The organism is Shimazuella sp. NTD250, assembly GCF_059510375.1.
This window is the reverse complement of sequence record NZ_JCAJZS010000005.1, coordinates 200,680-222,723: the sequence shown is the minus strand read 5'-3', so window position 1 is coordinate 222,723 and position 22,044 is coordinate 200,680. Positions and strand designations below refer to the sequence as shown.

General features: G+C 39.1%; 16 protein-coding genes. 14 read left to right on the top strand and 2 right to left on the bottom strand.

Annotation, left to right across the window (positions count from 1 at the left end; all coding sequences use genetic code 11):
• Positions 1–134: 134 nt before the first annotated feature.
• Positions 135–1,514 (top strand): MocR-like pyridoxine biosynthesis transcription factor PdxR, encoded by a 1,380-nt coding sequence (gene pdxR, locus AC5WOF_RS14445; RefSeq protein ID WP_496050649.1) that lies wholly within the window; start codon positions 135–137, stop codon positions 1,512–1,514.
• A 198-nt stretch (positions 1,515–1,712) separates the two neighbouring features.
• Here the strand turns inward: pdxR and AC5WOF_RS14440 are convergent, their stop codons facing one another.
• A complete protein-coding gene (locus tag AC5WOF_RS14440; protein WP_496050648.1) occupies positions 1,713–4,814 on the bottom strand; it encodes an MMPL family transporter in 3,102 nt (1,033 codons plus the stop codon).
• An 84-nt stretch (positions 4,815–4,898) separates the two neighbouring features.
• Positions 4,899–5,465: a TetR/AcrR family transcriptional regulator gene (locus tag AC5WOF_RS14435; RefSeq protein WP_496050647.1), complete on the bottom strand. Its 567-nt coding sequence runs from the start codon at positions 5,463–5,465 to the stop codon at positions 4,899–4,901.
• Positions 5,466–5,702: 237 nt separating this feature from the next.
• Between AC5WOF_RS14435 and AC5WOF_RS14430 the strand changes: the two genes are divergently transcribed.
• The 13 genes from AC5WOF_RS14430 (at position 5,703) to AC5WOF_RS14370 (ending at position 21,989) form a co-directional block, all read left to right on the top strand.
• On the top strand, positions 5,703–5,876 hold the full coding sequence (locus AC5WOF_RS14430) for a hypothetical protein (protein WP_496050646.1): 174 nt from the start codon (positions 5,703–5,705) through the stop codon (positions 5,874–5,876).
• Between the two features lie 91 nt (positions 5,877–5,967).
• Positions 5,968–9,165, top strand: a complete 3,198-nt coding sequence (locus tag AC5WOF_RS14425; RefSeq protein ID WP_496050739.1) for a bifunctional cytochrome P450/NADPH--P450 reductase — start codon at positions 5,968–5,970, stop codon at positions 9,163–9,165.
• Between the two features lie 220 nt (positions 9,166–9,385).
• The gene (locus tag AC5WOF_RS14420) at positions 9,386–10,567 is read left to right on the top strand and encodes a NupC/NupG family nucleoside CNT transporter (RefSeq protein ID WP_496050645.1); all 1,182 of its coding nucleotides are present in this window, start codon (positions 9,386–9,388) and stop codon (positions 10,565–10,567) included.
• Positions 10,568–10,583: 16 nt separating this feature from the next.
• Positions 10,584–11,885, top strand: coding sequence for a pyrimidine-nucleoside phosphorylase (locus tag AC5WOF_RS14415; RefSeq protein ID WP_496050644.1), 1,302 nt, complete (start codon positions 10,584–10,586; stop codon positions 11,883–11,885).
• A 107-nt stretch (positions 11,886–11,992) separates the two neighbouring features.
• Positions 11,993–12,394: a cytidine deaminase gene (locus tag AC5WOF_RS14410; protein ID WP_496050643.1), complete on the top strand. Its 402-nt coding sequence runs from the start codon at positions 11,993–11,995 to the stop codon at positions 12,392–12,394.
• 249 nt (positions 12,395–12,643) lie between these two features.
• A complete protein-coding gene (locus AC5WOF_RS14405) occupies positions 12,644–14,791 on the top strand; it encodes a collagen-like protein (RefSeq protein ID WP_496050642.1) in 2,148 nt (715 codons plus the stop codon).
• Between the two features lie 77 nt (positions 14,792–14,868).
• Positions 14,869–15,354 carry a hypothetical protein gene (locus AC5WOF_RS14400; RefSeq protein WP_496050641.1) on the top strand — a complete coding sequence of 162 codons (486 nt, stop codon included), beginning with the start codon at positions 14,869–14,871 and terminating at the stop codon, positions 15,352–15,354.
• Positions 15,355–15,627: 273 nt separating this feature from the next.
• A complete protein-coding gene (gene proS / locus AC5WOF_RS14395) occupies positions 15,628–17,094 on the top strand; it encodes a proline--tRNA ligase (protein ID WP_496050640.1) in 1,467 nt (488 codons plus the stop codon).
• Between the two features lie 262 nt (positions 17,095–17,356).
• Complete coding sequence (locus tag AC5WOF_RS14390; protein WP_496050639.1) at positions 17,357–18,112, top strand: GTP cyclohydrolase II; 756 nt, start codon at positions 17,357–17,359, stop codon at positions 18,110–18,112.
• A 297-nt stretch (positions 18,113–18,409) separates the two neighbouring features.
• Positions 18,410–19,510, top strand: a complete 1,101-nt coding sequence (locus tag AC5WOF_RS14385) for an LCP family protein (RefSeq protein ID WP_496050638.1) — start codon at positions 18,410–18,412, stop codon at positions 19,508–19,510.
• Between the two features lie 339 nt (positions 19,511–19,849).
• Positions 19,850–20,002: a hypothetical protein gene (locus AC5WOF_RS14380; protein WP_496050637.1), complete on the top strand. Its 153-nt coding sequence runs from the start codon at positions 19,850–19,852 to the stop codon at positions 20,000–20,002.
• Between the two features lie 258 nt (positions 20,003–20,260).
• Complete coding sequence (locus AC5WOF_RS14375; RefSeq protein WP_496050636.1) at positions 20,261–20,650, top strand: DUF1259 domain-containing protein; 390 nt, start codon at positions 20,261–20,263, stop codon at positions 20,648–20,650.
• Between the two features lie 232 nt (positions 20,651–20,882).
• Entirely contained in the window at positions 20,883–21,989 is a 1,107-nt protein-coding gene (locus AC5WOF_RS14370; protein ID WP_496050635.1) for a M24 family metallopeptidase, read from the top strand.
• The last annotated feature ends 55 nt before the right edge of the window (positions 21,990–22,044 follow it).

Here is a 22,044-nt window from a genome sequence, read left to right as displayed (position 1 = left end):
TCCTCCTTCTTATAACCTCGTAAGTCAAATGATAAAACAGTATAAGTTAATGATTCATAAAAAATAATAAGATATAAACTGACATATAAAAAGGTACAACATGAATTAATAGTACATGTCAGAGGAGAATTCAAATGAAAAATACCATTTTTACTTTTAAAGATGATGCTCCTAAATACAAACAAATATATGAGCAATTTAAATTATTTATTGAACAAGGCGACTTACTGGCAGACGAGCAATTGCCTTCCATTCGTCAACTTGCAGACTCCCTTCAGGTAAGCCGAAATACAACATTAATGGCATATGAGCAGCTTGTAGCAGAAGGTTATATTCGTGGAGAAGGAAAGAAAGGATATTTTGTAAATGAATTAGAGCCTTATATTTTCCGAGAATCGTCAACGTCTCCTAACAAAAAGCAAACACCATCAGAGAAACCTTATATTGTTGATTTTCGTGCGGGTACGGTAGATCAAACGCATTTCCCTCTGAAAACTTGGAGAAAAATATCCAATCAAGTACTAACTTTGAAAGAGAGCTTTTTTTATGGGGAACCTTTGGGGGAAGTGAATCTGCGCCAACAAATAGCTGCATATTTGCTTCAATCCCGCGGGGTGAAAACAGATGCAGCTGCCATTATTATTGGTAGTAGTACTCAGCAGTTACTTCTCTATCTTGGTCATATTCTGAAGGATGATGTTTCTAGTGTTATCATAGAGGATCCTGGATATGATGGTGCTAGAGAGGCTTTTCAATTAAATGATTTTACACTTGAAACTTTACCCGTTTATGAAACAGGTGCTGATTTTTCATCATTGGAACAAATGAAATCACGCCTCATCTACGTCGCGCCTTCCCATCATAGTCCATATGGGGTGAGTATGCCCATTCAGCAGCGTCATGCGCTTATTCATTGGGCTAACAAGAGGCTTGGGTACATTATTGAAGACGATTATGATAGTGAATTTCGCTATACACAACAACCATTCCCAGCTCTAGCATCCATTGATTCAGCAAGAGTGATATATTTAGGAAATTTCTCCAAGTCCTTTCTTCCAGGAATCCGTTTAAGTTATATGGTGTTGCCACAGCCTCTATTAATTCTTTACAAAAATCAATTTCTTCATTTCGAAAGTACTACTTCTATTCTTAGTCAACTCACAATGGCTAAATTTATGGAGGAGGGGGAATGGAGTCGTCACATAAAACGCATGCGTCTTGTCTATAAACGAAAAATGCAGCACGTCGTATCTGTATTAAGAAAAGAATTCGGGCAAAATATTTCTATCATTGGCGAGCAGTCTGGTTTGTACGTATTAATCAAAGTACACTTAAAGCATTCAGAAGAATGGTTAATAAATCGTGCTTCTTGTCAGGGGGTGAAAGTGTATCCTACCTCTATCTACTTCATTATAAATAATTCGGACGAACCAATAATTAAACTCGGTTTTAGTAATCTTTCTTGTGAAGAAATGGAACTCGGTGTCAAGCTCTTAAAAAAGGCATGGATGTGATAAAAGGAAGTTAATATGGTCTACAGTTTTATAATACAAAAAAGACGAAACGGCTTTAATTCCTTTAAAATAAAGGAATAAAGCCGTCTAGTTTCATTTATTTATTTTCGTCCGCTAATTGACTTGTGTCCTTATCTGAGGTGCATAACTTCGATTGGGGTTTTTTGTATTTAGTTTTGCTCAACTAGAGTCTTTCATTTATTTCTTGATAAAACGATCAAGCTTTTGCTTTAAGCCCATTAAAGCAGGTAATAGTATGGGAATACCTATGACACTCAGTAAGAAAAGACCAACGACAACAACAGATGCTACTTGAATAAGTGTTAACACACCTGAAGGAATCAAAGCCGCAAAGGTACCCCCTAAAATAATAGCAGCAGATAATACTACTCCGCCAATGTGACGGGAAGCATCTACCATTCGTGTTGCCCGATCTCCTTCTAGTTCGTTATACCGCATTATCCAAAAGATGCTATAATCAACGCCTAAAGCAACGATCATAATAAAACTAAAGAATGGAACATTCCAACTCATTATTTCTACATTTAAAATATGGGAGCTAATCCATTCCCCAATACCAAGAGAGGCAAAGTACACTAGTATTAAGGAAACAATAATAGATATGGAATTCGATACAGAGCGTGTGATGACCAGAAGGACAAGTGCAATACCAATTAACATAATCGTTGCGGTACGCAAGAAGTCGCTTTGTGTTACATCCTTTAGATCCACATTTTTAGCTGTTGTCCCTCCAATTGCCACTTTTGCATCTTTTAAATCGGTTCCACTTAATTTAGCATCCACTTGTTTATTTATCTCTTTTATAATGGGCATAGCCTCTTGTGAATAAGGGTTTACGTCTAAAATGATTGTCATTTTAGCGATTTTCCTATCATTTGACATATAAGTATTCAAGGACTTTTGGAAATCCTTACTTTTTAGTACCTTAGTTGGAATGTAGAATTGTTCAGAACTCTGAGATTCACTTAAACCATTTAAATACTTTTGCGCATCGTTTAGACCATTGCTTACTTTATTCAGTCCCTTGGTGCTGGAAGAAAGACCGGACTGCAATTGCCCCATATTTGCTTGTAAATCTTTCAGCCCATGTAACAATTGGACTTGACCATGATTTATTTGAGTTAATCCAGATTGAAGTTCGCCTGTTTTATTAGCAATTTGACGTGAACCAGTAGCACCTTGGTTCAATCCTGTTTTCAAATCAGTTGCACCTTTGCGTAACTGGACAACACCGGTTTTCATTTGATTCAAACCAGCATTAACTCTCGACAAAGAATTATTGGCTTTTCTAAACGAAGCCATGGCCGATTGATGTTGGACAGCAAGTTGATTCACTTGGTTGGATAACTGATTCAATTGGATTTGTGCAGATCGAGCAACTCTTAGTGTCTGTTGCACGTTAGGGTCATTTGCTAAGTCTGGTCTTGTTTTGATTAAGTTATTCATAGAAGCTTCAATTTGTTGGTAACCATTTTCTGCACTCTCGATTGCTTGAGAGATGCTATTGAAATATTGGCTATAAGAACTTAATCCATTTGCTAATTGATTGTATGCCGAGTAAAGTTGGGAAGTGGCAGTAGAAAGTGTATTGATATTTTGGCTTAATGAAGCTAAACCAGCTTCGATTTGTTGTGCTCCTGCTGCACCACCATTGATCCCAGTTGAAAGTTTATTGATGGCATTTTCTAATTTAGACACACCACTTTTTGTAGCATCTGTTCCATCAATCAATTTCTGTACATTGGAAAGACTACTTGTATCACTGCTGCCCATTTGGTCCTTTGCAGAAGTTAATCCTTTGTTAATTTTTCCAATTCCTGTGTTGGAAGAACTTAATCCTTTATTCAGTTCACTTGCCTGCTTTTTTATATACAATTCTTTAATTTTATCCCCAGTTGGACGAGTAGGGGAGTAAACTTCTGCAACACCTTTGACCTTTGAGATTTCATCCGCTAGTTCATCTAATGTTTGTAAACGACTTGCTTGGTCTAACTTTTTATTGGATTGAATGACCAATGTTGCTGGAGAGGAAAACCCGGATGGAAAATGATCTTCTATGGTGTTAATGCCTTGTTTGGATTCAAATTTATTGTCAACTTCCCACAAGTCATTGTAGTTAAGCACTCGAGAGTAACTAAAAATAACCGAAATGGCTAAAGTAAAAACGAGAACGACGGAAATAAACGGTCTAGTCACTGAATTTTTCGCTAAAAATCCCCATAATTTACTTTCTCCATGTCCTTCAAATTTTTTAATGGGATAGAACATCCCTTTTCCCAGCAATACCATAAAAAATGGATTCAACGTTATTAATACAAGAAGTAGAACCGCAACTCCAATCGCTACTCCCGAAGTAGCTTGATACAATTTGAAATTGGCCAAAAGGAGAGAAGCAAAACCGATAAAAACGGCTAATCCACTGTACAATATGGTTTTTCCTGCTGCTTGAAGTGTAGCTTTTACAGCTAAATGTACATCACTTTGTTTGCTAAGTTCTTCTTTAAATCGGGTAAACAATAATATGTTATAGTCTGTGCCAACTCCAAACAGTACTACGACTAAAAATACTTGTGTGAAATTAGAAAAAGGAAAATTCAACTTATCTACCAGTTGAGCAATTGCGCCCAGTGAAACCAAATAGGAAACTCCAACTGTAAGAAGAGAAATAATAGGCACAATTGGAGAACGGAATACAAGTATTAGCACAGCGACAATGAAAATAATTGCAATGACTTCTGTCTTTTTTACTCCTTCTTGTGTGGATTTTGTAAAATCATCATTGATCAAGTCGCTTCCCGTTAAATACGATTTCACATCTTTTGTTTTCACAATATCGTTAAGCTTTTGAGTGACTTTTGATATGTCTCCATGCTTTTTGTCGATGGAGATTTGCGTCAATATTGTAGTATTATCTTTTGAAACTAATTGCTTTTCGATTTCTTTACTATCTAAGTGTGAAACAATTTCATTAATTCCCAGTTGTTTTTGTTTGGCTTTTAACTTATTGATAGTAGAGGCTATCTGTGCTTTTTGTTTGCTAGTCAAAGCATTATTGTTTCCACTGGTAAAGACCGCTATCACGTCATATTTTTCACCTCCTTTTTTATCCATTTGTTTGAGCATCTCGTTAGCAATGTAACTTTGTTCCGTTTTTGGAGTTGTCACTTGTCCTTTTTCTTTTACTAGATGATCTAGATTAGGCATTGTTGATAATAGGAGAGTAGTAACTATGATCCATAAGACAAAGGAAAGACTTCTCCAACTTTTTAACTTTTTCAATGACATCACCTTGTTCTTGTTGAAATTCGTATTATAACGCTCAACGGAATGAATATTCATTCCGTTCGTTCCAAAGCTATTGAATCATATGACCCGAATAGCATCCCAGGAGCTTTCTTCCAGTTCTTTTAGTAACTCTGGGGTATCTGTAATTTCTCCACATTGGAAAAGCTTAAATAACATCACACAAGATCCGTAAACAATGGCGATTAAAGCAGGTGAAGGTAATGGTCGAATCATTTCCTTCTGCTTTCCATCTTCTATGATTCGGATAATAAAATCTAAAAAACCTTGAAATGTTGTCTTGCTTTTCTCATTTAGGTAATAACCATCATGATGGGAATTTATAAAAAGAAACGCTTGGTCGTTTTCTTTTGCAAACTCGAACATTCGATAATAAATATGAGTGAACTGTTCACGAATAGTAGAATGAAAAGGAAAATTATTTTTTAATCCATCCGAAAACTGAACTACACATTTCACAAATAAAGAATTGACAAGTGATTCTTTATTATCAAAATAACGATAAATTGTTCCAGCACCCACTTTGGCTTTTTCAGCGATCATTGGTATGGTAGTACCATCGTAGCCACGATTCGCAAATAAGATCATTGCTGCTTCAAAAATATCCTCTTGTTTATTTTTAGACATCTATTTTCACCTCATTTATAGGAATGAATGTTCATTCCGAATCTATTTTACTGTATTTAGGATAAAAGTCAAGTGTATGAGAAACATGTCCTTTTTCTTTGATTCATCTTAAAACTGTTGGGGTTTGAGGAAAATATAAGTTCAAGACATGAGCTGTTAATTATTTTCATTTATCCTGTAATAATACAAAGACATGAGGAAAATATTGTATCACTTACCTTGAAAGGAATGCAGTTGATGGAAACAGCTGAGAAAGCGATCTATGGAAAGCTGAATGAGTTAATAGGGTCTGAATTTTCAAAGGAAGAAATTCTTACTTTTGTCGGTCAGCTCGATAGAGTAGTTCGTCGTTTAAAAATGAAGAGGGAAGTTGAAAAAAATAATGCTTTTCATCTTATGTTGTCAGCATAAAGGAAACTCATTCGATGATTGGAATTTTTGGAAGAGGGGCAGGATGGTAATGAATCGGGCATTTAGCAGATTAGAGAAAGGATGTAATGAAATGGACGGGAATAGTATGATTCTTCAGCCTAAAACCTTTGGACCGCTTGGTAATGTACCTTTAATTGATAAAGATAAACCAATTCTATCCTTTATGAAACTAGCCGAGGAATATGGTCCTATTTTTCGGCTGCAAACTCCAGGGGATTCCGCCATTATTGTTTCAGGACATGAACTGGTCGCAGAAGTCTGTGATGAATCTCGTTTTACTAAAAGTGTAGAAGGTGCCTTGGAAAAAGTCCGTGCTTTTGGAGGAGATGGATTATTCACCAGTTGGACTGATGAACCGAATTGGAGAAAAGCTCATAATATTCTTATGCCTACGTTCAGCCAACGTGCGATGAAGGATTACCATGCGATGATGGTGGATATTGCTATTCAGCTTGTTCAAAAGTGGGCACGGCTTAATCCAAATGATACCGTTGATGTACCAGGTGATATGACACGTCTCACTCTAGACACCATCGGATTATGTGCTTTTAACTACCGTTTTAACAGTTACTATAGAGAAACACCACATCCTTTTATTACAAGCATGGTTCGTGCTCTTGATGAAGCCATGCATCAAATTCAACGATTGGATTTGCAAGATAAGTTGATGATCCGAACAAAACGCCAGTTCCAACATGACATTCAAGTGATGTTTAGTTTGGTAGACAGTATTATTGCTGAACGCAAATCTAGTAGAAATCAAAAGGAAAACGACTTGCTTTCTCGTATGTTGAATGTAAGTGATCCCGAAACAGGAGAGAAATTGGATGATGAAAATATCCGATTTCAGATTATTACGTTTCTCATCGCGGGACATGAAACAACAAGTGGATTATTGTCGTTTGCACTTTACTTTCTGTTAAAAAAACCTGATAAGCTGAAAAAAGCCTACGAAGAAGTAGATCAAGTCCTAACAGGCTCCCCTCCGACATACAAGCAGGTTTTGCAGCTTAAATATGTCCGAATGATTTTAAATGAATCACTGCGTTTGTGGCCGACAGCACCCGCATTCAGTCTCTATGCAAAAGAAGATACGATTATTGGTGGAAAGTATCCCATTAAGAAAGAACAGGAAAGGGTAACAGTGCTGATCCCTCAACTGCACCGAGATAAGGATGCATGGGGAGAAGACGCAGAGCAGTTTCGTCCGGAACGGTTTGAGGATCAAAAACAAATACCTCACCAAGCCTATAAGCCATTTGGAAACGGCCAACGGGCATGTATTGGTATGCAGTTTGCTCTTCACGAAGCAACACTTGTTTTGGGGATGCTTCTGAGGCATTTTGAATTTATCGATTATAAGGACTATCAACTTGATATTAAACAAACTTTAACATTAAAGCCAGGGAATTTTACCATACAAGTTCAACCGCGCAATCAGTCTGCTTTTCAACAGTCTGTTTTGGTGACAGAAGAAGTGCTAGCCGACAGTAAAATAGAGACGGAGAAGGATAATCTTGATCCCAAATCGACCATTCAAGGACTTAATAACCGACCATTGCTTGTTCTTTATGGATCGGATACCGGGACTGCTGAAGGGGTAGCACGTGAACTCGCTGATACCGCTACTCTTCATGGTGTCCGTACAGAAGTGGCTGTTCTTAATGATCGAATAGGGTCGCTTCCAAAAGAAGGAGCAGTCTTAATCGTGACTTCTTCCTATAATGGAAAGCCGCCAAGTAATGCTGGCCAGTTCGTACAATGGCTAGAAGCTGTTCAACCAGACGAACTTTCTGGAGTTCAGTATGCTGTATTTGGCTGTGGAGACCACAATTGGGCTAGTACTTATCAGGATGTTCCAAGATTTATTGATAAACAGCTTTCTGAAAAAGGAGCAATTCGGTTCTCCACCAGGGGAGAAGGTGATGCAAGCGGAGACTTTGAAGAACAGCTTGATCAATGGAAAGAAAAAATGTGGTCGGACGCTATCGAAGCTTTTGGTCTGAAGATTAGTGACGATGTGGAAAAGGATCGGAACACACTAAGTCTCCAGTTTGTAAAAGGAACAGGAGGATCTCCCCTAGCGCGATCCTACGAAGCGGTTTATGCCAAGGTGGTGGAAAACCAGGAATTACAGTCAGTTGGCAGCGGCAGAAGCACCCGGCATATTGAAATTATTTTGCCCAATGGTTTGACCTATCAAGAAGGAGACCATCTTGGAGTATTGCCTGCGAACAGCCAGGAAAACGTCAATCGTGTTCTTCAAAGGTATAAATTAAACGAAAATGACCAAGTAGTACTTACAGCAAGTGGACGCAGTGTGGCTCATTTGCCTCTGGATCGGGAAGTGAGTCTTCGTGATCTTCTCCTATACAGTGTGGAAGTACAGGATGCTGCCACCCGAGCACAAATACGGGAACTTGCTGCTTTCACCGTCTGCCCTCCGCATAAACGTGAACTGGAATCATTACTCGAAGAAGGGGTTTATCACGAGCAGGTATTAAAAAAACGTATTTCTATGTTAGATTTGCTAGAAAAATATAAAGCTTGTGAAATGCCGTTTGAGCGGTTTTTAGAACTTTTACGTCCTTTGAAACCAAGATATTACTCCATCTCCAGTTCACCACGAGTAAACCCGGAGCGAGTGAGTATTACAGTGGCAGTGGTTCAAGATCCTGCCTGGAGCGGTTTAGGAGAATATCGCGGGGTAGCTTCTAATTATTTGGCTGACCGTAAACCGGGCGAAGATGTCATGATGTTTATCAGAACTCCAGAGTCTCACTTCCAGCTGCCAGAAGAAGCTGAAACACCAATTATTATGGTAGGTCCTGGTACAGGATTGGCTCCTTTCCGGGGTTTCCTGCAAGCTCGAGATGCCATGAAACAAGAGGGGAAATCGTTGGGTGAGGCACATCTTTACTTTGGATGCCGTAATGAGGCAGACTTTATTTACAGAGAAGAACTACAACAATATGAGAAGAACGGAGTGATGACCCTTCATACAGCCTTTTCACGGAAAGAAGGAGTTCCGAGAACATACGTGCAGCACGTAATGGCATTGAATGCGGAAGCGTTAATTCGTATTCTCGATCAAAGCGGCCGGCTTTATATATGTGGAGATGGAAGCAGAATGGCACCTGATGTAGAAGCTGCACTGAAAAAATCTTATCAGGAGGTTCATGGAGTTGAGGAACAAGAAGCCGACCAATGGTTAGAAAAACTTCAGAAAGAAGGACGATACGCCAAAGATGTTTGGGCTGGATTATAAAGTATATTTTCAGACTCTCACTCCAAAACCAGAGGATAGGTCATCTTTTAGAATTGGTGCAAGTGCATGTCTTGTGATTGTCTTACATGATAAAGAAAGTGCTACAGTTAACTACTAATCCATCAAAACATTGGAATAATAGATTTATAAATGACTGAAGAATAGGTTGTTTACTTTTTGAAAATATGAAAGCGGATACATGAAAAGGAGAGTGTGTTTTGTGAAGTATATAATAGGTATCATAGGTCTCGTCATTATTTTAGGTATCACATGGCTTGCAAGTAATAATAGAAAAAAAGTGAAATATCGTCCTCTTATCATTATGCTTGTATTGCAGTTTGTTCTAGGTTTTGTACTATTAAATACAAGCCTAGGAAATGTGCTCATCGCTGGAATTGCAAATGGTTTTGGACAGTTGTTAAAGTATGCTGGAGAAGGGATTAATTTTGTATTTGGCGGTTTATTAAACCAGAAAGAATTCTCCTTCTTTTTAGGTGTATTAATGCCGATTGTGTTTATTTCAGCTCTAATTGGTATTTTACAGTACATAAAAGTATTACCATTTATTGTAAAGTATATTGGGCTAGCTTTAAATAAAATAAATGGTATGGGGAAATTGGAATCCTACAATGCTGTGGCTTCAGCAATTTTAGGACAATCAGAAGTGTTTATTTCTGTAAAGAGGCAGTTAGGTTTATTATCTGAAAGAAGATTATACACATTATGTGCATCTGCAATGTCAACCGTTTCGATGTCTATCGTTGGTTCATACATGGTATTATTAAAACCGCAATATGTTGTAACCGCTTTAGTGCTTAACTTGTTTGGCGGATTTATTATTGCTTCCATCATTAATCCTTATGAAGTAACAGAAGAAGAAGATATGTTAGAAGTACGAGAGGAAGAGAAAAGGAGCTTCTTTGAAGTATTAGGAGAGTATATAATAGATGGTTTTAAAGTTGCTATTACGGTAGCGGCAATGCTGATCGGCTTTATCGCTTTAATTGCTCTAATAAATGCCCTGTTCAAGGGGATAATTGGTATCTCATTCCAAGAACTTCTAGGTTATGTATTTGCTCCTTTTGCCTTTATTATTGGAATTCCTTGGCATGAAACGGTAAACGCCGGTAACATTATGGCGACAAAACTGGTATCAAACGAGTTTGTGGCTATGACAAATTTAACACAAGGAAATTTTCACTTCACGGAAAGAACAACTGCTATTATATCGGTGTTCCTTGTTTCATTCGCAAACTTTTCTTCCATTGGGATTATTGCTGGTGCGGTTAAAAGCTTAAATGAAAAACAAGGGAATGTAGTAGCGAGGTTTGGATTGAAATTGGTTTTTGGAGCAACTTTAGTAAGCTTTTTATCCGCAACGATTGTTGGCTTAATAGTTTAAAAGGAGGACTCAGCGCATGAGAATGGTAGATATTATTGGAAAAAAACGTGATGGGAAAGAACTAACAGCAGAGGAAATTCAATTTTTTATAAAAGGGTATACAGACGGAACTATTCCTGATTATCAAGTAAGCGCCCTTGCAATGGCTATTTATTTCCAGGATATGTCTGATCAGGAACGTGCTGACTTAACGATGGCGATGGTTGAATCTGGAGATACGATTGATTTATCCGCGATTGAAGGAATTAAAGTAGATAAACATTCTACTGGTGGAGTTGGGGATACAACAACATTAGTTTTAGGACCATTGGTAGCTGCCTTAGATGTGCCGGTTGCGAAAATGTCTGGACGAGGTTTAGGACATACGGGTGGTACAATTGATAAATTAGAAGCCGTAGAAGGATTTCATGTTGAAATTACGAAAGAGCAGTTTATTGATATCGTAAACCGTAATAAAGTTGCAGTTATTGGACAATCTGGAAATTTAACGCCTGCTGACAAAAAGTTATATGCATTGCGTGATGTGACGGGAACGGTGAATTCCATTCCCTTAATCGCAAGTTCTGTTATGAGTAAAAAAATTGCGGCTGGTGCTGATGCAATTGTCCTCGATGTGAAGACAGGTGCTGGCGCATTTATGAAAACAGAAGAAGACGCGAGAAAATTAGCATATGCAATGGTGCGGATCGGTAATAATGTTGGTCGTCAAACAATGGCTGTTATTTCAGATATGTCACAACCTCTAGGCTTTGCGATTGGTAATGCTCTTGAAGTGAAGGAAGCCATCGATACATTAAGAGGAGAAGGTCCAGAAGACTTAACTGAATTGGTTCTTGTATTAGGAAGTCAGATGGTTGTGCTCGCTAAAAAAGCGGATACGTTAGAAGAAGCACGTGAAAGGTTAAAAGAAGCGATGAAGAACGGAAAGGCAATTGAAAAATTTAAAGAGTTCTTGCGTAATCAAGGTGGGGACAGCTCTATCGTAGATCATCCGGAAAAATTACCACAAGCTGAATATGTAATTGATATACCAGCTAAAACTTCAGGTGTTGTTTCTAACATTGTGGCAGATGAAATTGGCATCGCTGCAATGCTTTTAGGAGCAGGTCGAGCAACAAAAGAAGATGAGATTGATTTAGCTGTTGGCTTAGTGTTGCATAAAAAGGTTGGTGAAAATGTAAAAGCGGGTGAATCATTAGTTACTATTCATGCAAATCGCGAAAATGTTGAAGATGTAAAAGCTAAAATTTATGAAAATATTTCTATATCAAACAAAGCTGACACTCCTAAATTAATTCATACGATTATAACTGAATAATGGGGTACATTCTGAAAAACACTGGTTTACAATGATGTTATTAGGGTTGGAGCAAGAAAGTATATCATTGCTTTTTTGCTCCAAAAAACATAAAAGGGTGGTTCTTTATGGAATGGAAACAACTTATTGATGAAGCGATATCGGCGAGTAAACAAGCTTATGTCCCATATTCAAATTTCAAAGTAGGTGCAGCACTGTTGACAGCTGACAATTTGATATATCGTGGATGCAATATTGAAAATGCCTCATATGGTTTGACAAATTGTGCGGAAAGAACGGCAGTATTTAAGGCTGTTTCAGAGGGTGTCAAAAAAATCCAAGCGATAGCGGTTGTAGGAAATACAGACGGACCAATTTCACCCTGTGGTGCATGTAGACAAGTTATCGCTGAATTTTGTGGAGATGACACACAAATCATTTTGGCAAATTTAAAAGGAGATTTTATTCTAACAACGATCAATGAATTGCTTCCAGGGCATTTTTCAGAAAAAGACTTACAAAAGAATTAGATAATTATGAGATATCTTTCCATATACTTATTGAGAATCATAGTATTACTTGTCATCATTTGAGTCCCAAAGATTTCTTCTATTCTTAACTTCGTATAAATTGAAAGAGATATAAGCGATGTGAAATCTTTTGTCGATTACATCTGCTTTTTCTAAAAGATAATTATATATTTTTTTGATAAAACGTTCCCAATTTATTCCGTAACGTCATATGTTGAACTATCCAATTTTCATGCAGAGGTTTGACTTATGATGAGAAAATGTACTACGTGTAACAAGATAATTTTTCCTCAGGGATGTCCATCGATTTTTCCAGGTGTTCAATGTATATGCCCGCCTGGACCAACAGGGGCTACGGGACCGCAGGGTTCGACAGGTCCAACTGGAGATTGTACGAATTGTCCGCCAGGCGCGACCGGGGCAACTGGAAGCACTGGGGTCACGGGAGTCACAGGAAACATCGGAGCTACTGGAGCCATTGGAACGGGAGAGACCGGAGCTACTGGGGTCACCGGAGCTACTGGAGTCACCGGAGCTACTGGAGTCACCGGAGCCACCGGAGAGACCGGAGCCACCGGAGCTACTGGAGTCACCGGAGAGACCGGAGCCACTGGAGAAACGGGAGAGACCGGAGCCACTGGAGCCACTGGAGAAACGGGAGAGACTGGAGCCACTGGAGAGACCGGAGCCATCGGAGCCACCGGAGCTACCGGAGCTACTGGAGAGACCGGAGCCACCGGAGCTACCGGAGAGACCGGAGCCACCGGAGCTACCGGAGAGACCGGAGCCACTGGAGAAACGGGAGAGACTGGAGCCACTGGAGAGACCGGAGCCATCGGAGCCACCGGAGCCACCGGAGCTACCGGAGCTACTGGAGAGACCGGAGCCACCGGAGCTACCGGAGAGACCGGAGCCACCGGAGCTACCGGAGAGACCGGAGCCACCGGAGCTACCGGAGAGACCGGAGCCACCGGAGCTACCGGAGAGACCGGAGCCACCGGAGCTACTGGAGTCACCGGAGCCACCGGAGAGACCGGAGCTACTGGAGCCACCGGAGCTACCGGAGAGACCGGAGCTACCGGAGAGACCGGAGCCACCGGAGCTACCGGAGAGACCGGAGCCACCGGAGCCACCGGAGAGACCGGAGCTACCGGAGAGACCGGAGCCACCGGAGCTACCGGAGAGACCGGAGCCACCGGAGCTACCGGAGAGACCGGAGCCACCGGAGCTACTGGAGTCACCGGAGCCACCGGAGAGACCGGAGCCACCGGAGCTACCGGAGAGACCGGAGCCACCGGAGAGACTGGAGTCATCGGAGAGACCGGAGCTATGGGAGAGACCGGAGCTACGGGAGAAACCGGAGCTACCGGAGAGACCGGAGTCACCGGAGCCACCGGAGAGACTGGAGTTACCGGAGAAACGGGAGAAACTGGAGAGACCGGAGCCACTGGAGAGACCGGAGAAACTGGAGAGACCGGAGCTACTGGAGAGACCGGAGCTACTGGAGCGACTGGAAGTACTGGATTCACTGGAGCTACCGGAACTGCTGGAAACGCGGGAGTCACTGGAGCAACAGGAAGTACCGGATTCACCGGAGCGACCGGAGCCACCGGAACTGCTGGAAGTGCCGGAGTTACTGGAGCTACGGGGGCAACAGGAAGTACCGGATTCACTGGAGCGACCGGAGCCACCGGAACTGCTGGAAGCGCCGGAGTCACTGGAGCTACGGGGGCAACAGGAAGTACCGGATTCACTGGAGCGACCGGAGCCACTGGAACTGCTGGAAGCGCCGGAGTCACTGGAGCTACGGGGGCAACAGGAAGTACCGGATTCACTGGAGCGACCGGAGCCACCGGAACTGCTGGAAGCGCCGGAGTCACTGGAGCTACGGGGGCAACAGGAAGTACCGGATTCACGGGTACTACTGGAACTGCTGGAAGTGCTGGAGCCACTGGAGCGACCGGAGCTACTGGAACAGGAGTTCCTGGATATCTATTTGTTTATGATACAACTACTCAATCAGTTCCTATTGGTGGAAGTGTTTCTTTTAACACAAATGGTCCAATTACTTCGTCATTTACTCATATTGCAGGAACACCGACAATTATTATTAGTACAACAGGTGTTTATCAGGCTGAATTTCGCCTTTCTACCCGTCAGAACAATCAATTTTCTTTCTTTTTAAATGGATCACCAATTCCTGGTGGTAGGTTCGGTCAAATGGCGAACGATAATATTAATTCGGGAATAACCATTTTTAATGTTTCGATTGCACCAAGTATTTTGACCTTAGTAAATAACAGTTCTTTATCACCTGGAACTATTACTCTTGATCCAACTGAAGGGGGGACTCTAATAGGAGATTCTGCAGCTATCACCATACTAAAATTAGTTTAGTTTATATCTTGAACACGAACAGTGGTCCAACATATCACTGTTCTTTTTGTTCTTAGCAGAAGGCTTCACGGTTTCGTGTGAATTTTCCATTGCTTTTTCCTTCCAATAAATTTGACAATGATTATTTGGAGCAATATATGGCCTACGATCTCCAGCGTCTTGTACAATCGCGTTTAAAGATCAAAAATATGATTTTGCAAGTGAATGTATCGTTTCATAGTACTGAGAATAATCTTGTAACTTATACAGGATCAGTAAAAGATTACCAAAATAAACTGAAGAAGATTCTTTCGCATACATCTATCTACGTGCATTTATTGGATAGGAACCAGAGTATTGAGCAGAAGGCAGAACAAATCTATAAATTATCTCAAATCCCACAACTGAGGACAATGGTAACCAACTTTACTGTTAACTATTATGCAACATGGCCACAAAATCATCGGAATCCATATAGTCAAAATCCATTCACGATGAATGATCTGAAATCAGTGCAATCGATTAAAGCAGACCTACAGCAGCATCAATCGATGAATGGTGAAAACAATAAGCAAAGTGATTAAATACTTACACTACTTTAGAAATTAGCAAAGAAAAAGAATACCAATGTGAAATAAACAAATATTCAACTTCTCAAAATCCGATTTGTTAGATCAAACAGATTCTCTGCTTTTTGTGATAAGAAACCCCCGCCAAATTTCTTTTTTTAGCCAAATTAGTCTATAATAAAATTCATATTAATAATACATTTGTTTTTAAATATTGTAACTACATAAAACATAACAACAATCAAAGAGGATAGACCATTATTTTTTGCACTTGGGAGTGTGTTATTTGTGTCAGTGAAAAAGGGTTTGTTAAAAGAAATAACTCCACAATCGGAAGACTTTTCACGTTGGTATATTGATACCATTCGAAAAGCGGATTTAATGGATTATACACCTGTACGGGGCTGTATTGTATTTAAACCAGATGGGTATGAACTTTGGGAACGGATTCAACAGGCAATGGATAAAAGATTTAAAGAGACAGGTCATCGAAATGCTTATTTTCCAATGCTCATACCAGAGTCATTTTTTGAGAAAGAAAAAGAGCATGTAGAAGGCTTTAGTCCAGAATTACCTTGGGTTACAGAAGCTGCAGGAGAGAAATTAGAAGAGAAATTAGCACTTCGTCCTACTTCTGAAACGATGATTGGACATATGTACAGTCAATGGATACAAAGTTATCGGGATCTCCCTGTCTTGATCAACCAGTGGGCGAACGTTTTTCGTTGGGAAAAAAGGACAATGCCGTTTCTTCGTACATCCGAATTTCTTTGGCAGGAAGGGCATACAGCGCATGCGAATGAAGAAGAGGCTCGCCACGAAACTTTGCAAATGTTAGAGATATACCAAGAGGTAATTGAGCAAGAACTTGCTATTCCTGTTTGGATGGGACAAAAAACACCTTGCGAAAAATTTGCTGGAGCAGTTGATACATATTCAGTGGAAGCAATGATGAAGGACGGAAAAGCAGTTCAAGCTGGAACCTCACACTATATGGGAGAAAACTTTGCCAAGGGATTTGATATCAAGTTCCTTGATCGTGACAATAAATTAAAATTTGTCCATACAACTTCTTGGGGAACTTCAACTCGATTGATTGGTTCTATGATTATGGTTCATGGTGATGATAAAGGGTTAGTGTTACCACCTCGAGTAGCTCCAACACAAGTAATTATTATTCCAATTGGATCTGGTAAGAAACGTGAATTGGTTTTGGATAAAGTAGATCATCTTGTAACTGAGTTAAAAAGAGAAGAAATAAGAGTAAAAACAGACATACGTGAGGAGACACCAGGTTGGAAATTTAATGAATGGGAAATGCGAGGTGTACCGATACGCGTTGAAATAGGACCTCGCGATTTGGAAAATGATCAAGTTATTCTTGCTCGTCGTGACACAGGAGAGAAATTAACGATTCCGATTGATCACTTGGTAGAAAGGGTAAAAAGTCTCTTAGATGAAATCCAAACCAATATGTTCAACAAGGCAGTTCAATTTAAATCTACACATTCTCACTTGCATATTGATACTCTCGATGAACTTATAAAACACATTATAAAATCGGAGAAGGATCATGTTATTGCTGGTTGGGTTTTGGCTGGATGGTGTGGTAAGGAAGCCTGTGAGGCGAAAGTAAAAGAAGAGACTAGTTTCACAAGTCGGAATATCCCATTTGAACCACCATTAAAGAAGGAAACTTGTATCACTTGTGGTCAAAAGGCAAAACATACAGTTTGGTTTTCCCGAGCTTACTAACAATACTATGCTACTAAAAATTTGTAAATAAACAGCACTTGTAAATCGATGAAAATGTTTCGTTGACAATAAATCGTACAAGTGCTTTTTTATGTTCAAATTTAACGGAACTAAAGCTACTATGCTAAGTTTAGATATATGAAAATGTCTTAAACAGATCTGTCCTCACCAAATGTATGAATTTGTAATTTTGAGTAATTTATATACGCAATATTAATAAGAAACTCTAAATAGCGCAGAATAAAAACAAAGGGGTGATATGGTGGTAGAAATTAAGCTTAATTCCAAAGTTCTTTCTGTTTTAGAAAACAAAATTCAACTCATTAGAACTACAAAAGGGGCTATTTATTTAGTTGGACCTATTCAGCTTCCTGTAAATTTATATGGAGAAACGGTTGAGTTCAAATGGTATTGTTGGCTAAATTGTGATGAGGTAACAAAGGACTTTGAAAGAATCGTTCAGAAATTATCTTCTATTAACTTAGCTGAATTTCAACAATCAAGTGTCCTCATTTATGGCGATTTTGAAAATGGAGACGAGGCAGTTATTCGTATGCATTCGATTTGTCATACAGGAGATATTTTTGGTAGTAAAAGATGTGACTGTGGATTCCAACTAAAACAATCGATGAAAATGATTGTTGAACATGGCACTGGTGCTATATTTTATTTAGCAAATCATGAAGGAAGAGGCATTGGCTTATTTAGTAAAGCAATGGCTTATATCCTTCAAGAAAACGGTTATGATACGGTCGAAGCAAATCAAGCACTTGGTTTTGTCGATGATTCAAGAAGCTATAGTGACGCTATACAGGTTTTAAAAGTGTTGAGAAGTAAAACGGTTACCCTCATTACTAATAACCCCAAAAAGTTAGGGGCTTTAAAAAGTGCTGGTTTACCTGTATCAGGAAGAGTACCATTATGGGGAGACATATCAGAGTATAATGAAAAATACCTGAAGACAAAAATAAATCGTTCAGGTCATATCGAGGATGAAAAGACTTGCTATAATGACTGAATCCGAATTCAATATGGACTTAGCCTTATCAAGTACATAGACAGACTATGATTGTTAATGAGTAACGAGTTATGTGATTTAACCAATCTTATAATAATTACATGAATCCATAAATTAACAGACATAAAAATGAACTTTTCTTTCGAAAAACGGTCTTTTAATCATGGAGCAATCTGAATTAGGTTTGATTGTTAAACTGTTTCAATGGAGTAATGGTTTTGGAAGCTGATGACAAATTGACTTGACAACAATTGTTCCCTTTTCGAAAGGTGTATGAACAACAAGGAGGAAAACATCATGGAAGAAAACCAATATAAACCGAAAAAAACACCTTCCAGAGTAAAGAAGATAAAGAAAAAAAAGAAGAGGAAATGGCTGATGTGGAGCCTCTTGATTTTATTCATCATTGTTATCGGTATCGTCGGTTATATCTTCTTTACGTTTTGGAATGCTCTTGGTAAAGGATACAAACAAGCTCCTGTATCCCAATATCGCTCAGCTCCTGTAACAATGGATAAGCCATTTACGATTCTTTTTATGGGAACGGATAACTACAATTCTGATGAGAAAAAATTAAATAACCCAGATGCTTTTGGGGAACGTACGGATGTATTAATGTTACTTGCAGTAAATCCAGAAAAGAAAAAAGCACTAATTGTTAACATTCCACGTGATACGATCGTACCGATCGCGAATACAAATGGTGTGCGTACAAAAATTAATGCTGCTTATAATTATGCTTACGGAGGGCTTACCAATAAGAAGGTAGACCCTACACAGAATGTGCTTGATACTGTTTCTAATTTCTTAGGTGGAGTATCCATTGATTATTACGCACATATCAATTTTAAAGGATTTATTGATCTTGTAAATGCTGTTGGAGGGGTAGATGTATATGTTCCTTACAGCTTCCATATCAGTACGTTCGATCGCGTTTGTAGATTTAAAACTGGTCCTATGCATTTAAATGGGGAATGTGCTCTTCCTTATGTTCGCCAACGGCACAATGATCCAAATGGAGATCATGGTCGAAATCTTCGCCAGCAACAAGTAATGGAGCAAGTCATAGCAAAACTAAGTAGCTTTAGTTCTCTTACAGATGTTTCTGGAATTGCTAACGCAATAGGTGATAATCTGACTTATGATATCTCACCATCAAATTTTCTGCCTTTAGCAAATCTGTATAAATCTATTCCTAAGAAAAATATCGAGCAGTTCGAAGGCGGTGTTTTAGGAGGGACGAGTGCTAGCAATGGTGTTTCTATTAATGGGGCAGATTATGTCGTCATTCATGCATCGGATAAACGGAAATTATATAATGCGTTAGTTGAAATGGGGATTCCTCATGGTTCCGAACCTGACTTTGTAACTTATTCACATCCTTCCAAAGGAAAGTAATTTAATAACAAGATGAATTAAAAAAACACGAGATTTCATGGATATTGTGGTATTTGATAAAACCTCTCTTACTTCAAGAGAGGTTTTATCTCAATTTCACATCATGAATAAATTTTATTTTGATATTCTTTAACTATTATAGTCGAAGTATTTATTTATTGTCTTTATGTAATATGTCTTGCTACCACTATCTTTGTTTTGTTCATAGTATAGTATAATTAAAAAATAAACTAAATTTATAGGATGAGAAAGGAGAATAAAGATTGTTTTTTCTCTCTTTAATAACTTTTTTCATTTTGATGATAAGTGGAGTACATTTTCTATTTGGAGGCGTAATACTTGAAGGAGCTTCCATTGTCCTTTTATCTGGGGCAATACCTATGTTTTTTTGGCGGAGAAGGCACCATCATCATCATGGACACCATCACCACGATCATGATGGCGGCAGTAACTGCGGAAATTATTTTGTCTGTGGGAGCTGTGGTTTTCTAAGTGGGGAAGCATGCGGCGATTGTAGCGATTTGGGAGACTGTGATTGTGGGGATTGCAATTGTGGAGACGATTAGGTTTTGCAGATTATCCTCGTTCATAGATGAATAGTACCACATTTGAGAAAAGAAACAGAAAAAATGGATTCTTTGCTTGAATTAACCAGTGTCAGTAGTTCAAAACCATTTTAAGTAGACGCATGTTGATTCGAACCTGTTCGCTATCTCATATCGTATAGGGAACAGGAGGTATCGGTTTACGATGAACAATAATAGAACGCTTTGTCGGAAGTTTGCAAAAATTGTAGGTGGGCAACCTGGATTTGCGGGTGGGAAATGTGTAGCAACCATATCAAGGAATCAAATCCATACAACCATTTTGGGGAAAAGATTTGGAGTGACTTCTTCTTTCTCGTTTGAGTCAAGAGACAAAAGAAGCGGTAGAGCTCTATGTTTAGGCAGAGTCGCATTACTACAGACTGAAGTAGAGCGATTTACCTCTGTAATACGTAATCAAAAGATAAAAGTTTCGTCGATCCACAACGAATGGTTATTTGATCGACCACGTTTGATCTATGTCAATATCGAATCTATTGCAAAACCATTGATTTTTGCAAGGAAGGTCAGGAAAGCGCTAAACACTACTCGATAATTATGTTTTTAACTTAGTAGAATAAAGATGAGTGGGTTACATTCATTTGTTATAAATTAGGGGGCAAGCTAGGATGGTGAATCGTCAGCCAGCTTGCCCCCACTCCCGTAAGGGATACTGTCAAATTCTTTAATGATGGATGAAATGTTGTACTGTTTTGATGAACCGGTATGCAAAGATTTGATACGTTCATTATATGTATTCAATTAAATGATAGGAGAGTTGAAGCTTTATGGAGGATAACAAGCTGATGCGAATTCAAACACCTTTAGAAAAATTATTAACCTTCATGGAGGAAAAAGAGTTAGATGGTGTACTGTTAAGGAAACGGGCAAATTTTTCTTGGATAACAGGTGGAAAGAATAATCATATCTTACATACCAGTGAAGTGGGTGTAGCTGACCTTCTCATCTTTCGAGATAAAAAGTACTGTATTACTACAAAGATGGAATCAGCTCGTATTCAAGACGAAGAATTACAGGGGATGGATTTTGAATGGATCATAGCCGATTGGGTGGAAGGAACAGAGACGAAGATTAAACAATTATGTGAAGGAAAAAGAGTTGCCACTGATGTTTCTTTTGACACATTACTGGAGATGAGTGAGGAAATCTCCAAACTTCGATACACTTTAACAAATGATGAAATCGAACGTTACCGCTGGTTATGTCAGAAAGCAGCTATTGCTACTGAATCAACTTGTCGCGAATTGGAACCTGGTTGGACGGAATATGAAATCGCAGCACATCTATCAGCTAAAGTGATAAAAGATGGAATAAAGCCGCAAGTTGTATTAATAGCTACCGATGAGAGGATTTTCAAATATCGACATCCAATTCCTACCAATAAAAAAATTCAACGCTACGCAATGATTGTTTTATGTGCAGAAATGTGGGGATTGGTAGGAAATGTAACACGCTTTGTTCATTTTGGAGAGCTACCAAATCAATTACAAGAGAACAAACAAAAATTGGCGCAAATTGATATTGCAATGAATACGGCTACAAGGCCAAATGTACCAATAAAGGATGTTTTACAAATTGGTATTGATACATATGAAGAAGTTGGGTATCCAGACGATTGGCGTCTCTTACATCAAGGCGGTCCAACTGGATATGCTTCTCGTGAGTTTCTAGCAGTTCCTGATACAAAGGACACTGTTCAGTTAAATCAGGCATTTGCTTGGAATCCTGCTATTCAAGGAATTAAATCAGAAGATACCTTAATTGTTTTGGAATCAGAAAATCAGTTCTTAACTCACACTGGGAATTGGGTCTATATACCGATTGAAAAAGATGGAATGACTTATTTACGCCCGGATATATTGATCAGAAAATGAAATATGATTGAAAAAGACTGTTGATAAAAGAATGAACACATGTTCCTAGTGCCAA

Excerpts from the sequence above, each read along its gene's own strand:
- pdxR (WP_496050649.1), top strand. The coding sequence starts at position 135 with ATGAAAAATACCATTTTTACTTTTAAAGATGATGCTCCTAAATACAAA.
- AC5WOF_RS14435 (WP_496050647.1), bottom strand. The coding sequence starts at position 5,465 with ATGTCTAAAAATAAACAAGAGGATATTTTTGAAGCAGCAATGATCTTA.
- AC5WOF_RS14430 (WP_496050646.1), top strand. The coding sequence starts at position 5,703 with ATGGAAACAGCTGAGAAAGCGATCTATGGAAAGCTGAATGAGTTAATA.
- AC5WOF_RS14425 (WP_496050739.1), top strand. The coding sequence starts at position 5,968 with ATGGACGGGAATAGTATGATTCTTCAGCCTAAAACCTTTGGACCGCTT.
- AC5WOF_RS14415 (WP_496050644.1), top strand. The coding sequence starts at position 10,584 with ATGAGAATGGTAGATATTATTGGAAAAAAACGTGATGGGAAAGAACTA.
- AC5WOF_RS14410 (WP_496050643.1), top strand. The coding sequence starts at position 11,993 with ATGGAATGGAAACAACTTATTGATGAAGCGATATCGGCGAGTAAACAA.
- AC5WOF_RS14405 (WP_496050642.1), top strand. The coding sequence starts at position 12,644 with ATGATGAGAAAATGTACTACGTGTAACAAGATAATTTTTCCTCAGGGA.
- AC5WOF_RS14385 (WP_496050638.1), top strand. The coding sequence starts at position 18,410 with ATGGAAGAAAACCAATATAAACCGAAAAAAACACCTTCCAGAGTAAAG.
- AC5WOF_RS14375 (WP_496050636.1), top strand. The coding sequence starts at position 20,261 with ATGAACAATAATAGAACGCTTTGTCGGAAGTTTGCAAAAATTGTAGGT.
- AC5WOF_RS14370 (WP_496050635.1), top strand. The coding sequence starts at position 20,883 with ATGGAGGATAACAAGCTGATGCGAATTCAAACACCTTTAGAAAAATTA.